Origin of the sequence: Paenibacillus sp. M-152 (assembly GCF_003856555.1) — a bacterium.
Classification (GTDB): domain Bacteria; phylum Bacillota; class Bacilli; order Paenibacillales; family Paenibacillaceae; genus Paenibacillus; species Paenibacillus polymyxa_C.
This window is the reverse complement of the sequence record NZ_CP034141.1, coordinates 3,000,148-3,014,921: the sequence shown is the minus strand read 5'-3', so window position 1 is coordinate 3,014,921 and position 14,774 is coordinate 3,000,148. Positions and strand designations below refer to the sequence as shown.

11 protein-coding genes and 3 pseudogenes are annotated in these 14,774 nt (G+C 43.5%); 9 read left to right on the top strand and 5 right to left on the bottom strand.

What is annotated here, in order from left to right:
* The first annotated feature begins 77 nt into the window (after positions 1 to 77).
* Positions 78 to 551, top strand: coding sequence for an SMI1/KNR4 family protein (locus EGM68_RS13050; RefSeq protein WP_129549358.1), 474 nt, complete (start codon positions 78 to 80; stop codon positions 549 to 551).
* Here the strand turns inward: EGM68_RS13050 and EGM68_RS13045 are convergent.
* From EGM68_RS13045 to EGM68_RS13035, 3 genes and pseudogenes are all read right to left on the bottom strand, one after another.
* Positions 533 to 1,195, bottom strand: a pseudogene (locus tag EGM68_RS13045) (helix-turn-helix domain-containing protein); the annotation flags it as partial. The gene EGM68_RS13050 and the pseudogene EGM68_RS13045 overlap by 19 nt on opposite strands.
* 494 nt (positions 1,196 to 1,689) lie before the next feature.
* The gene (locus EGM68_RS13040) at positions 1,690 to 2,001 is read right to left on the bottom strand and encodes a YetF domain-containing protein (RefSeq protein WP_129549357.1); all 312 of its coding nucleotides are present in this window, start codon (positions 1,999 to 2,001) and stop codon (positions 1,690 to 1,692) included.
* Positions 1,998 to 2,312 (bottom strand): DUF421 domain-containing protein, encoded by a 315-nt coding sequence (locus EGM68_RS13035; RefSeq protein ID WP_058710363.1) that lies wholly within the window; start codon positions 2,310 to 2,312, stop codon positions 1,998 to 2,000. Before EGM68_RS13035 ends, EGM68_RS13040 begins: the two co-directional genes overlap by 4 nt.
* Positions 2,313 to 2,672: 360 nt before the next feature.
* Between EGM68_RS13035 and EGM68_RS13030 the strand changes: the two genes are divergently transcribed.
* The gene (locus EGM68_RS13030; protein WP_025679565.1) at positions 2,673 to 3,350 is read left to right on the top strand and encodes a hypothetical protein; all 678 of its coding nucleotides are present in this window, start codon (positions 2,673 to 2,675) and stop codon (positions 3,348 to 3,350) included.
* 244 nt (positions 3,351 to 3,594) lie between these two features.
* On the opposite strand, the gene EGM68_RS13025 is transcribed toward EGM68_RS13030, so the two are convergent.
* The gene (locus EGM68_RS13025) at positions 3,595 to 6,063 is read right to left on the bottom strand and encodes an Ig-like domain repeat protein (protein WP_129549356.1); all 2,469 of its coding nucleotides are present in this window, start codon (positions 6,061 to 6,063) and stop codon (positions 3,595 to 3,597) included.
* Between the two features lie 2,101 nt (positions 6,064 to 8,164).
* Here EGM68_RS13025 and EGM68_RS13010 point away from each other — a divergent pair.
* The 7 genes and pseudogenes from EGM68_RS13010 to EGM68_RS26105 all read left to right on the top strand — a co-directional run.
* Entirely contained in the window at positions 8,165 to 8,419 is a 255-nt protein-coding gene (locus EGM68_RS13010) for a GLUG motif-containing protein (protein ID WP_240664024.1), read from the top strand.
* A 133-nt stretch (positions 8,420 to 8,552) separates the two neighbouring features.
* Positions 8,553 to 9,908: an erythromycin esterase family protein gene (locus tag EGM68_RS13005; protein ID WP_129549355.1), complete on the top strand. Its 1,356-nt coding sequence runs from the start codon at positions 8,553 to 8,555 to the stop codon at positions 9,906 to 9,908.
* 30 nt (positions 9,909 to 9,938) lie between these two features.
* Positions 9,939 to 11,090: a serine hydrolase domain-containing protein gene (locus EGM68_RS13000; protein ID WP_058830793.1), complete on the top strand. Its 1,152-nt coding sequence runs from the start codon at positions 9,939 to 9,941 to the stop codon at positions 11,088 to 11,090.
* A 177-nt stretch (positions 11,091 to 11,267) separates the two neighbouring features.
* A pseudogene (locus tag EGM68_RS12995) lies at positions 11,268 to 11,978 on the top strand (Tn3 family transposase); the annotation flags it as partial.
* Positions 11,979 to 11,988: 10 nt separating this feature from the next.
* The gene (locus EGM68_RS25725) at positions 11,989 to 12,138 is read left to right on the top strand and encodes a hypothetical protein (RefSeq protein WP_155617192.1); all 150 of its coding nucleotides are present in this window, start codon (positions 11,989 to 11,991) and stop codon (positions 12,136 to 12,138) included.
* Between the two features lie 174 nt (positions 12,139 to 12,312).
* Positions 12,313 to 12,609, top strand: a complete 297-nt coding sequence (locus EGM68_RS12990; RefSeq protein WP_040103706.1) for a hypothetical protein — start codon at positions 12,313 to 12,315, stop codon at positions 12,607 to 12,609.
* Between the two features lie 20 nt (positions 12,610 to 12,629).
* Positions 12,630 to 13,327 (top strand): annotated as a pseudogene (locus EGM68_RS26105) (PEP-utilizing enzyme); the annotation flags it as partial.
* 468 nt (positions 13,328 to 13,795) lie between these two features.
* Here the strand turns inward: EGM68_RS26105 and EGM68_RS12980 are convergent.
* Entirely contained in the window at positions 13,796 to 14,680 is an 885-nt protein-coding gene (locus tag EGM68_RS12980; RefSeq protein WP_013371262.1) for a LysR family transcriptional regulator, read from the bottom strand.
* Positions 14,681 to 14,774: the final 94 nt, after the last annotated feature.

Sequence of the window (14,774 nt, the reverse complement as noted above, 5' to 3'; positions counted from 1 at the left end):
CGAGGGCCTAATCAATAATATTTTACATCGGTACAATGATGGCAGGCTTTATCTCACCTATAAAAGGAGGATGTTTCATGGAATCAGCGGCATTAGAACCAATTCGGACTCTTTTGAATCAGGCATATAAGACCGTAATGGGGAAGAGCTGTACGCGGGAATCGGAGCAGGCGATCGTTGATTTTGAGAAAAAGCACAACGTTATTCTTCCCGAGTCGTACCGGGAACTTCTGCTGTACTACGGTGCCTGCCACTTCGGTGATCCTGCGCTCTATTCCGTACAGGAATTGGACTGGGCATACCCAGCATTTGTGGAAGCGTATCATGAGTATAAGAAAGAGTACGACCTGCCTGAAGACCTGAATCCGTTCCCGATTGGCGGTTTTGGAGAAGGAAGCATTGCTGTTCTGGAACGGAATTCGGGTAAAGTTCTGATGCTTATCCACGACTATGCAGGCGACTATCCATTTCAGGAGGTAGCGCCTCACTTTAACGGATTGATGGAGATGCTGGCCGGTTCTGCGATCTGGGTTCAGGAACAGATGAAATAGTCAGACCAGGTGACAGATTGCTCTTGAATGTATTTGCGATATAGGGCAGGCGTGATCTCTTCGAATTTTTTGAAAATTTTGATTAAGTACCCTGATTCGTTAAAACCCAGCTCATCACTGATCTGTGAGATCGGCATGTCGGTAACCTCCAGCAATTGCTTGGCCCACTTGATTTTGAGCTTGGCCAGATAGGTTGTGAAATTCTCCCCGGTTTCCTTGGCAAATAGTCTGCTGAAATAGCTTGGACTAAGGTGGCATAGATCTGCCATGTGTTTCAATGTCACCTGCTCACTCTTGTGACTGTGAATATATTCAAAAGCAGGCTGTAACGCAGGGCTGGTACATGCATTATCGCTTGGGCTGTTTTTGAGATAGGCATCCGCAATCGCATTGGTCATTTCCTTTTTGATGGATTCAATATTGCGAATGGAGTACCCAGGCAAAATCTTGGATAGATTAACGGATTCCTGGGAGCCGGAAGCCTTCTCGAACATCTCCACCAGCAAGTTTTTATTGAGAGCTTCCTCTACAATATAGTTGCACAGCAGGGACAGCATGTTGGAGATTTTTACAATCTCTTCATAGGTCATGACAGGCAGCTGTTCATAATCGTCCTGCAGTTCCTGCAGCTTCGCTTCATGCATGGGCACATGTAAGTTGAAATTTGATATAAGAGAGTATTTAAAGCAGACATTTAGTTTGTTATGTGTTGAAAAAAAAATGTCCTGTTGAAAGGACGGTTTAAGCCTTTATTATTTTCATTTTCAGGAATCTAACCAACAAATTTATGAGGATAGGCAAGGACAATATGACCATTACAATAATTTATCCCCCCAATTCGGAATAGAGCCTGAAAACAGAGTGTAGGCCATCATTCCGAACAAGGCTAAACGTGTTAAAAGGCCAATCAGATTTTTCATGGGATACAGAAAGCTGGCGATCAGCACTATTATAATAAATTCTTGCGTTAAGATAATTCTGAAGAAGTATGCTAGTATCGATCTGGAAACTTTTTTACACGTACCTGCCTGGATTTCTCGGATACCTTATAGTAAGCTGTTTACATAACCAGTCAGCAGAAAAAAATATGAGTCAAACTCAATACTGATTTGGTATGTTATCAACTTTTTCAGCCTCCTTATAAGCTTCTTTCAAATAATGGTGCTGTTTTCCCTTCGGTAATTTTTTCTTCAGGAATGCGAAAACCATTGTTGGCTAGGACATCCAGGGTCATCTGGATGTCCTTCTTTGTTGCCGCAGCTTGCTCATTATTTAGAATAGTCGATAATTTACCGTTTGATTCGAAAATAGCCAAATCTACATCTTTTATATTACCGACTTTGTTTTGTCGTAGGCTAACTTCCACCTCACCAGTGGTTAACTTGGCCTTTTTAATCTCCTTCAGCATCATTTCACCGTCTTTAATAACTACGGAAGGGACGGCGATCATAAGACCCTAAATTTCGGTATGTATTGCATCATTTTCGTTATGATTATAACTACAATAATGAGCAGAGTGCCTCCATAAATTGCCTCCCACTCATTTTTCATACCAAGGGGTTGGATAAGTACCGTACCTATGGCTATTCTTATGACGGCTTCGGCCACTGTCATTTCTGCGAGCGATCTTTTTCCAGCAAGACGAAACAGCATAATTCCAACCACTACAATCAACAATGCTTTTAATGGATAAGGTAAGGATGGCAACTTACTTAGCCAGTGTCTCAAAGAAGGTATATTGTACACCCAGTCTTTAAACATCTCATGCTCACTCCCATAATTTTTTTTCTATCATTACCTTAATCTATGAAAAATATGTACACCGACATTAATACAAGCATTTATGCAGAAGTATTTCCTCTTAAAGCCCACCTTGTAAGCCGCCTTTATTTAAAGCGACTGCCAGAGAGCTGTGTTACCGCTGTTCTGTGAAAATAAAGTGTTAGACTGAAAAATAAAGTTGTAGACTGGCAGCCGGCATTAGCCAACGGGCAGGATAATGCAACCATTAGATGAACTTATGGTTCTCATATGATACAATCGAGCGGAGATTCACTTCGCAGACAACTGGTGGCACTTCGCGCCGAATGGAACTTGGTACTAAAAGGAGGGGCAGGACACATGCGAGAAGAACAGGAAATATTCGCGGACGAAGGATATAACAGGTCGTACGCAATTGCTACGGGTTTGCCGATTTTGAATATTAGGGGTAGCATACCGCGTGAAAGTAACGGCCAACTACCGTTTCCGTGGGTGACAACGGGCATCAGGATTGATAAAGAACAGATGTTGGAAACCGTTATGAAGCAGAAGACACTCGAGTATTTGTTTAAGATGCAATTCAGTAAGGAGGAAATGACCGACCGCAATTTGGTTGTAGGCTGTTATGAATACAGAAATCCGAATGACAAGGAACAAATAACGCTATATGCGCTGGTTTCGTTGAAGGAATTTCTCGCGAGATACGGCGATGAACGGGCATTAGAGATTATGATGCGAGTTGGCTGCTCATACGAGAAGATTATGGAGGAATGCGATGAAGCCATTGAAGAACACTATGCAGTGTTGCGCCGGGCACTTCATTTGAAGAATTTGAGGGACAAATATGACGTCGTTTACGAATGGGTTGAAGAGGAAGGGCAAAAGAAGTACATAATCAGATACACCAAATCGAGTTATACGAAGATTAAAGCTGAATCATTCGTAGAGTTAACCAAACTCTATGATGAGCAACGGAAGAAGGATGCAAAGAAGACGTTCTCGACTCTGGAGCCGTTAGAAGCATTCATGCAAGCATAAGAAAACCGCCCGTTTACAGAGCGGTTTTTCAACATTTCATCGAACGAAGATTCGAGGAATATCAGAGGATTCTCGGCAAGTCGCATCGGAAAGTGCTGACCCGTGCGCCAGATATGGTCGAATTAACAGAGAACGTTAGTTCAATAAACCAGCGGCAGTCTAAGACTTTATTTTCAGGTCCTTGACTGCCGCTGGTTTTATATATTTGGGTCGTCCTATCGGTTTATGTTATAGACGCCCGACATCAACTCAAGCTGTCCAACGCTTCCTTGATGGCTGGGCTTAACGTATAAGTGTTGATGATCGTCTGGAGGGACTCGGCGCGCGTCGCACCCGCATGCGGGTCGAAGCGCTGTTTCGTCTTCCCAGTGAAGATGCCCAGTGCCGTAGCCTTCTTAATCGCCTCCGCGCCGTACGCGCCGTCCAAATCGCTAAACGCTACATCAGATGTATCGCGGTTCAAAATATATGCATTCAGTACTCGAGTGATCATGAGGGCCATCTCTTGGCGCGTTATCAACTTCTCCGGACGGATCGTGCCGTCCTCGTATCCCGTCATAACGCCGACCGCTACAAGCTGCTTTAAGTTATCGGAAGACCAATGCCCCTCGATATCGCTGAAGGCCGCGAAATCTTCCTCATTGATCTCAACTTTTCTACTAGCCATATCCACGAAGCCCCTGTCGATCATCGCCGCGAATTCGGCCCGCGTAATGACCGCATCGGGCTCGAAGCCACCGGTAGGGTACCCGTGGATGACGCCGAGCTTAGTCAGCTTCTCGACGTTCGGGATAGACCAGTGATCCCCGAGATCGTTGTATTGAATCGACGCGAATTGTCCGCCGTTTTCTAAGATTTCTGCCGTTCTCGCTTGAACGCCGGCAATGACGTTGCTGTCCGCACGAACGACTTGGCTTCTGAAAATATCGTTCGGGTCTTGGGGGATTTCCCCGTTTCCTTCCGGCTTCTGCGCATCCGGCTGTTCCGGCGTCGTTGGCTGCGCCGTCGGGGTCGTTCCCGTCGTCGGGTCGCTTCCACCGCCACTTCCGCCGCTGCTTCCGCCGTCGCTTCCGCCGCTGCTTCCGCCGGACCCGTTATCGCAGTTGCCGGAATCGTCGGCGTTTACCGTCTGATGGAGCGTGGCGGAGGTGCTGCCTTCGAACTGAACGTCTCCGCTGTACGTCACAGTAATGGGATGCACGCCTACCATGAACTGCGTCGTCGAGTAGGTTGCCGCGCCTACCGTCATCGGTACGGCATCCAACACCGTGTCGCCATCCTTGAAGGTCAAGGTACCTGTCGGCGTACCGGAGGGTCCCGTTACCGTCGCGTGAATCGTGACGGACTGACCTACCGTAGACGGATTTCGCGTACTCGTCACGGTCGTGGTCGTGGACTTCTTCGGCACTGCGTCGGTCACGACTTGACCAAGCGGAGCGGAGGCGCTTGTCCCAAACGCTCCATCGCCGCTGTATACCGCAGTAATTTGATGCGTCCCGATGCTTAAATCCGACACGGAATAAGTCGCCTGTCCTACCGTGAGCGGAGCGCTGCCCAGTACCGATTCGCCGTTCTTGAACGTAACCGTCCCCGTCGGCGCGGCCGTCACCGGGGAATTCGACGGCTTCGACACGGTTGCCGTAAAGACGACTTCTTGTTCGACCGAAGCCGGATTCGCGCTGCTTGCTAACGCCGTAGAGGTAGTAGCCTTACTTACGGAATATACCAAGCCACCTCCGCTGACAAGCACCATCTGCCCCGGCAGGTCGATATTAATGGCGTTAATCCCTATTCTTCCGAAGCCGTGATTGAATTCCGACCAATTCCGAGCATCGGTTGAGTAAAGGATTTTTCCGTATTCATTGGAGATGACGTAATACCCGCGTGCATAAGTAACGCTGTAAATATCCGGGTCATCATATTTGAAGCCATACGCTTGCCAAGTTTCCCCGCCGTCTTCGGAGATCGTGATCGTATTGTACATGCCCACGGCCATGATAGGGCTTCCGTCGGCCGGGACCGTGACGTCCACCAAGTGCTGACTCGACCCGGATTCTCTTTGGGTCCACGTGACGCCGTCCGTCGAGGTCGCGATCAGACCGTACTCCCCGACGGCGACCATCGTGGTTCCGTTCGTTCTGATTTTATTGAACCGCTTGTTCTCCAGCGCAGGACCTTGCACCGCGATGTGTTCCCAGGATTCGCCGTCGTCGTTCAGCTTGAAGATTCTGCCGAGCTGCGGCATCGTGGCCGTCTCGTAGCCTGCCGCATAAAAAGACCCCTTGAAGTAGGCCACGCTTGGCATGGACGGCTTAAATCCCGGGTAGTAGATGGTTTTTTCGAACGATTCCAATGCCCGTGTGGTCGTATCCCAGCGAATATATCCGCCAGAACCGACGACGGTGAGGAAATTCCCGTTGCCGTCGCCGGCCGTGTCCATCTGGGCGTTATTGCCGTACAGCTTCTTCCAGCTCGACCCACCGTCGTCGGAGTACGCACGGTTGTTCTTTCCAGTGAGGTAGAAGATCCCATCCTCATAGCTGATGGTCCCAAACCCTTCGGGACCGAGTCGTTCATGCTTCGTGAGCACGATCCCCTCCATCGGGTTCGGGCTTGCGTCCGCGCTTGCCGGGAGTCCTGGGACTAGTGTAGTGAAGGTTACTGCCGCCGCGATAAGCGCGGCGAATCGTCTCGTGCGTGTTCGAAACATCATGATGTCTTCCCCCTGAGGTTCGGTAATGAAGTGGTTAAAAATACTCAGGATGTAGAATACTACACCGGCGGTTGCAGGGCAATAAAAATTTAATCACGCTAACTTTCAAACTTTCCTTTTTATCGGATGTCGCTGTCGTACCGGATAAGCATTGTAAATTCCGCTGCACGCTTAAAAATGCAAAATGGCTTCTACCATAAAAGGAGTGGTCGGTACAAAACTAAACGATATTTTCGGGAAATAAAATTAAGCGTTAAGCCCGGTGCAATATTGCCGGTTTTTTACACAGGATTACTCCGCAAATCTTCAAGCGTAGTCATTAATCAGGGCTTTGTTAATGCTGTTGATTCCTGGCAGATGGGATGGAAGGATTTAGCCTCATATCGGGAGTGGGCCAAAAACCCTGCTCTTGCCCATCTGAAAGAAGAAGACATTCCACCAGTTTCCGATGTTCAAAATATTTCGCAAAGTAGAGCGTTCGTGGATAAATCGTGCACCCGATGTGGGAAGAGACTGAGCCAATAATTGTATTAGATCGTCTGGTATAAAACTGTTTAACAAATAGGTCACTTGGGGTCAGAGTGACCAATTTGTGTTTTCAAAAAGTGGAAAAGTGGTATTCTGGGCAACAAAAATCGCATTCATTATCCTTGGCGTTTTTGTCTATAGAGTTGTGCATTTGAATATAGAGAAGATAAGAAAAGGTCCTACCAGATTGTATTCACTAGTCCCTAATTGGTAAACCATATCAAGAGATAGGTGTGGAAAACCATGAAGGAAAAAGCTGCAGCCTCACCAAGTAAAACTAGCGGAGACAATATTATTTCTCAAAGATCGGGCGGAAGCACAACAGTAGAGAAGTGTTTAGTGTCCCTAAAGGCGGGGGTCATGTTAAACTTTGTTTGAAGAATCATTCTGATCATCCAGTAAAGGTAAGTTTAACTCACATTGATTCAAACAAACTATATATCTAAAGTTTAGTAATCGCTCCTCACGATACAGTGACTTGGAATTCTAACGACCAAGGTTTCAGCGATGGTTTGCGTTCTGGAGACTACATACTTCAATGGAGAGGCGGTGATTATAAAGTTGACGGGGAAACATGAGGAGTTGCTGGCTCAAAGCCTGAAACGTCTAATGATATGAACTTTAAAAATTCATCACCGCAGGCAGTTCTTTATTTTCTTTCCCTTTGCCCGCCTTCAACGGATAACTGACATACATGTGAGTTTGATCAACAGTTCAAAAACAAAAAAAAAGGCGGTACTCTGAATTTTTTCCATTCGAAGCTACCACCATTTCTAAAGAAATATCATATTCCAAGGATGTTAATCATCACTTGCAATACCTGTGACGATTACTGAACTATTCTCATAAAATCCACATGATCAAATCCAAAATAAAAGTATACTACCCCATTAAGCCGCGGGAACAATAGGCTAACCGTCATGTTGCTATTGATGTTATCCTTCATTTTGTCTAAAGCCCGACTGCCAACCCGTTAAGAACTAGCTCGGCGATTTCATTAATTGGCCACGGAATGACTCCATCAATCTCCACATTAGGTTCACTGAACTCCACGTCAGGTTGTATCACCAACTCCTCTAATGTCCCTCCACATTGATTAATCTTAACTCTCAGGCTCTCCTGGAATTGTTCTAAACAGTTCCCTGTACAACCAAATGCCTCGTGCGTGCATTTTCTCAGTTGATGTTGTTGCTGTCCTGAACCATAATACGTGGCCAATGCATTCTTCTGATCATCATTGATGTAGGGAAGGTTATCCTTTACAGGGGATATACTGCTGTATCGCTGATAGTAAATATCAACTAAAAACTTATATAAATCCTCACCAGTCTTTGGCTTCTTAGAAAGAGTTTTATTGTTCTTCTCAAATATTCTATAATCTAAGCCAGATTTTGGATTAGTGCATTCTTCGACGAAACAGGAGTGTGAATGTTCAGAATTTGTTCAGTCATACCATGCTAAAATCTTCGTATCAAAATAACAGCCAAAACCTACATAAGGAGAGAGAGTGATTGTGAACAGGGAAGCAGCATTGTTTCATATAAATATTTATTAAATGTATGTCGATACTGCAATGCATATAAAATCTGCTGGATACGTTGGAGGAATTGCAGGCTATAATGTGCGGGGCACCGTCAGCCAAAGTTATGCAACTGGCCAAGTGGATGGACTATCCCGCGTTGGTGGTTTAGTCGGATACAATTCTATCGGAATCGTGAGCAATTCTTATTCAACGGGTTCAGTCACAACGACCGTCAACCGAGCTGGAGGACTTGTTGGACAAAATGCTGGTCAGGACCCTCATAATCCCGTCCTAATCGGGCGATAAGCCGTCATATGACAGTAAAAACGCATCATGGTGACATAATGGCATCTTGGCAGTATGACAATTACTTTGCAATACTCGGGGAGACAAATCGCTTCGCAACGAATGTCAAACAATAACCCTGGGGAGGAAAAAAATGAACAAGAAATTATTAACGAGGCTGGCACTTACTACAATATGTAGTATAAGTTTGGCCGGTTGTTCCACAGAAGAAATCCCATCAACACCATCCAGTTCGGGCAATACGCCTGCATCTAAACTTGAAACTGCCATGAAGGACAACCAGACTCCATTACAGTGGCTGGAGAAGAATGCAAGCAAATTAACAACAACAGAGCCTCGTGCTTCTTTGGAAGATTTACAACCACTTAAAGAGATGATAGGGTCTGCTTCTATTGTTGGTTTAGGCGAAGCTTCTCATGGCATGCATGAAGTATTCACGATGAAACACCGTATCGTACAGTATATGGTTACGGAATTGGGGTTTACAAACCTCGTCTTAGAGGAGGACTGGGGGAAAGGATTGATGCTTGATCAATATGTTCTTACAGGTAAAGGGCATCCAGACAAAATTCTTAGCCCCGTGTTTAACAATAAAGAAATGACGCAAATGTTGGAATGGATTCGTGACTACAATGCCAATCCCAAACATCCCAACAAAATACGTGTAATCGGGATGGATCAAAAAAAATTAGATGAACCTGTGTTTAACAAAATTTCGGACTATATCCAACAATATCATCCGGATTTGGTTTCTCAATTAAATGACAAAATGAAAGAGCTTATTTCCGCAGCAAAAGATGAAGAAAGTTTTGAGAAACTGCCGAAAGATGAGAAAGAAAAGCATCTTTCCAATGCCCGGTCTATTATTGAGCTGCTAGAAAAAAATAAAGCTAATGCCGGCAAGCAAAAAGAAGCTTACGCATGGGCATTGCATAGCTCCCGTATTATCGAGCAATTTATTTATATGCTTTCAGCTGAACAACAGCCGGAGTTCTTCTTAAGACATGATATTGCAATGTATGAAAATGCGAAGTGGACACAAGAACAATGGGGGAAAACCATTGTATGGGGTCATAACGGACATATATCCAAAACCAATACTCTTCCATTCGTATATCCGGAGATGTCAGGACAACATTTGGCTAAACATTACGGCGACAAATACGTATCCATCGGGACTTCAATCCATTCAGGTTCATATAACGTTGTTAATGAAAGCGGCAAATTCGGTCCTTACGGAACGGTTAGAATCGATGACCCTAATAGCATTAACTATACCGTCGGACAAGTCAAACATGATCAATTTTTTGTAGACTTGCGCAAAGCAAGCGGTTCGGTGAAAACTTGGTTAGATGAAACCCGTCCTACATTTGCCGGAATAACAAAATTGGGACCTGAAGTACCTTTGTTTGTAGACGCTGCATTCGGCAAGACATTTGACATCCTTTTCTATATCAAAAAGGTCACTCCATCACAAATGAATGAATAATACGAATCCTTAATCAAAAGGAGAAACGGAATGAACAAAATTTCTATGCTCACTGTATCGGCAATGATTACCGCGGCTCTATTACTGCCATTACAAGGAACTGGTTTTGCAAAGCAGGCGGCTCCCCTCGTTACTACTTACAGTCAAAATTCGCAGACCAAAGCCAAGCAACTTATCGATGAAGCTGCTAACCATCAAAATATACCGGGCATAATTGTAGCCTCCTCAAACAAAGGATCAAAATGGGCATATGCTTCCGGTGAAGCAAGCATTTACGGTACCGACCCGGTTAAGACGAACTTTACTTTCCGGATCGGTAGTCTAACAAAGACGTTTACTGCAATGGTCGTTCTTCAGCTTGTTGATGAACAAAAACTGAGCCTGGATGACACGATAGAAAAGTGGCTGCCTGATGTTGTTAAGGGTACAGAATATGAAGGGGAACATATCACGATTCGGCAACTATTAAACCAAACAAGCGGTATTCCTGACTATTCAGAACACAAGGATATTCTCGATAAATTACTCCCAAACCCGTTACATTCCTTTACTGCAGACGAATTAGTTCGTACCGGACTGAGCATGAAAGCAACCTCTAAGCCTGGAGAGAAATGGGTTTATTCCAATACGAATACGGTACTGGCAGGGATGATTATTAAGAAGGCTACTGGAGAAACATACGGGGAACATATTAGGAAACGTTTTATAGCTCCCCTTAATCTGACGAACACTTATGTACCCGACGACTACTCGTTTATTCCAGGTGAACATGCACGAGGATACTTCGTACTCGACGGTCAATTCATAGACAGAACTGAAATGAATCCCTCTTGGGCAGATGCTGCGGGATCTATGATCTCCACAGCGGATGATATGAATACATTCTTCAAAGCTATACTTAGTGGCAAGCTATTAAAACCAGCTACTTTAGATCAGATGTTAACTGGGGTTGAAACTCCAGCAGGTGAATACGGTTTGGGGATCCTTGGAACAAAGCTGACGAATGGTATTACGATTTGGGGGCATGGCGGCAACTTTCCAGGATTCGCAACGTTCGCAGGTGGAACTCGCGGCGGGGATTATGTACAAACCCTTAATATCAATGCGATGCCTTCTGAAATTAATACGTTGCCTCTTTCCAAAAGCATTGCCGAGCAACTCATTGGCTCTTCATCACATTAAGAACACCAGCAAGCTGGCACCGGAAATTTCCTATTCCGGTGCCAGCTTGCTGCCATCTCGGCCCCGACCGTTTCCTCTGCCCGCGACGGAATGTCCGAGATAAACAGTCTCAATTTACGTTATAACTCACACCTGCGCGAACGCATGGGACATTTTCCTGATCGGATTACCGATGGATACGGGTGCAATCTTGGGCCAGCCCAAACATCCAAACATATGCGAAGTTTAGTTACACCCCATATGCTCTCATTTGTAAACCGCCGACATGTAACTGCCCAGAAGATCGATGCAGCCATACGTGACATTCTGAATCAATACAATACACTAAGCCTGCCTAAACTATGGGGAGACGGGAAGACAGCTGCTGCAGACGGAACGAAGTTCGATTTGTACGAAGAAAATTTGTTATCTGAATATCATATTCGTTATGGTGGGTATGGCGGAATTGCTTATCATCATATTTCAGATACCTACATTGCTTTATTTAGTCACTTCATTCCCTGCGGAGTATGGGAAGCTGTCTACATAATAGATGGTCTACTAAAGAACAAATCAGACATCCAACCTGATACGTTGCACGCTGATACCCAAGGACAATCTACTCCTGTTTTCGCATTAGCGTACCTGTTAGGGATCAACCTAATGCCTAGAATTCGAAATTGGAAAGATCTCATATTCTTCAGGCCAAGTGAAGACACCGTATACGAACACATAGATCCACTATTCAGTGATACTGTGGATTGGGATTTACTTGAAACCCATTGGAAAGATCTCTTACAGGTAGTTCTGTCAATCAAGGAGGGTAAAATTCTACCGTCAACCTTACTTCGGAAACTTAGTAACGAGAGTAAGAAAAATCGACTCTATCAAGCATTTAAGGAATTAGGACGCTAAGCTTATGAAGAAGACGCAACGAATTCTGGCCGTATTGCTGGTGGGGGTACTGCTACTTTTGCAGCTCCCACCTTTTTCTTTTATTACAAACAAGGCTGCAGCGGATACAGAAATTACACCATTGTCCTACTGTCAAATGAAAATAGAGTTCTAGACTGAAAAATAAAGTGTTAGACTCGGCAAATAAAGTTGTAGACTGAGAAAATGAAGTATTAGACTGGTTCGCGTTGGTTAAGTTAACGGACAGTTTTCGTGAACGGACTATGAATGAGTGTCGGTCAGTAAGCTATTCTAACTAACAGCTAACTGATTAAATGGAGGTATGGAAATGAAACCAGATTTAAGGTCGCCGCTAGAACGTTCAATTGATAAACTCGTATCTACCTATGCCGATAGCAGTCAATTGGAGGAAATCGAACGAGGAGATTTGTCTATTCTGAATGCAAGGTATGGAATCGATTTTGATAATCATGCGGAGCATTGGTGTTTCCGTGCTGGATCTGCGTCTGAAGTAGAAAAGGACGACCAATATGAGAACGTAGATTTGTGCGTCAATCAAACGAAAGATCTTACTCAGTTCCTAAGGGTTATGCTTATTGATGCACGTAATGCCGTGAGCAATTAGGATTATCCTCGTCCAAGGACTTATTAGCTCGATTGAAACAATTACCGAATGGTGAACAAAAAGCCAAAGAGACAAAACAAATGATCGACCAGATCCGGAATTTCATCGGTTATCGTGAATATCCGAAATACGACATTGTCAGTCGCTACTTCATCTATAAACAGGCTTTATTAAAGGAAGCGGAACGACTCGTACAGGCTAACGTTCTTCATAAAAAAGAAGATATTTACTATCTTGCTTTTGAAGAATTGCAGGAAACCATACGCACAAATAAACTGGATTACCAGATCATCGACAAACGAAAAGATGAGTACAGATTATATGAAAAACTAACTCCACCACGTGTTATCACGTCTGACGGCTAAATCATTACGGGTCAGTACAAACGAGAAAATATTCCCAGTGAAGCTATTGTAGGCCTTGCTGTTTCTTCAGGCGTTGTAGAGGGGCGGGCTCGTGTGATCCTGAATATAGAAGGGGCTGAACTGGAAGATGGCGATATACTAGTCACCACTTTTACCGACCCGAGCTGGACTCCATTGTTTTTATCCATAAAAGGCTTGATTACAGAGGTGGGCGGACTAATGACCCATGGAGCCGTTATTGCACGTGAATATGGCTTGCAGCCGTTGTGGGAGTGGAAAATGCGACCAAATCGATAAAAGATGGGCAAAGAATTCGCGTGCATGGAACTGAAGGATATATCGAAATTCTGTAATGGATAAATGAGGAAGTTTAATTAAATGCAACTACTTACCACTTAAACGGAAAGATGTACAATCTCGAAAAGTGGAAGCTTTTTCTGGCGAATCTCGACATGGGTGTGCCGAATCAGTTGAAGGTGACCTGATCTTCTATGAACTGGTCTATGATGAGGATGAGGTTTTCGTATACGTATGACAACTTGAGGGACGGATTTTACAGTTATTGTTATATATAAGACGACAAGTTAATACAAGCTTAATAGTCGCGTTGCAGCGGCTTTTTGTTTTAACAATATCTGTTTTTGTCCAAACCAAAAGCCAAGAGCAGATATCGTTAGCCGAAAAAACAAGAACATGTATGGTTAACCGTAATTGAAGAGGATTATCAAATATGAGGTTTTTGTGCCTCATTTTTAAGAGAAGTTTTCGGGAACAATCCGGGAAATGTAGGATAATCTAAGATAATTATGTAACTATATTTTTTAAATCTTGAAAATTACATAATTATCTTTATAGAACAAAATAATAAAGTCACGAAAATTTCTCACTGAAGAAGATAACAATTTATTTTTTTTCCAAGATAAGCTGACAGGATATTTTGAAGCTTTATCCGTAATTTTAATATAATTCAACCCTAGTGTTCTACAAATTGAAATAGGGAGTAAAGCCACTCCCTGATTAACCTTTAAAATTTCAACCAATAAATAAGAATCGACTTCAAAGGAAATATTTGGGATGAATCCAGCTTTTTCACAAAGCATGGTTGTAAAGTCACTATATTCTACATTATTAGCAAGAGTAATAAATGGTTCATTGGCTACATGACTTAATGAGATCTCGTTTTTACCCGTAAGTTTGTGGTTCGAAGGTAAAACCAGAACAATATCTTCATTTACCAGTAAACAACTCTCTAGCTCTTCATCTTGAATAGGATGACCTGTTATTCCTAAATCCATTTCTCCTTTTTTTAAACTTGTCAATATTTCGCTTTTGACTCCGATGGTTTGAAGTATTTTTGATTCAGGAAAGCGGGTAATACATTCACTGATGAGTCCTGTAAGGAATCTTGAATTGGAAATTGATATTCTTATGGTGTTGGCAATTTGATGTTCCTCCGATCTAATTTCCATTTGCGCATTTTCAATCTCCGTAAAAATCCTGTTTACGTGTTTCAAAAGAATCTTTCCTGACGAACTCAGTTGAATATTTCTCCCTTTCCTTTCAAATAAGGTTGTTCCCAATTCTTCTTCAAGTCTTTTAATAGTCAGGCTTAAAGAGGGCTGAGCAATATTCAATTGTCTGGCTGCATTAGTAAAGTGCTCGGTATAAGCAACTGTCTGAAAGTATTTGAGTTGAAGCAACTCCATTTAGCTTGTCTCCTTATTTATTATGATAAATATATACATACCTTATTATGTATTAGATTAAATGTAAATATAGATATAAGATAATGTCATCAAG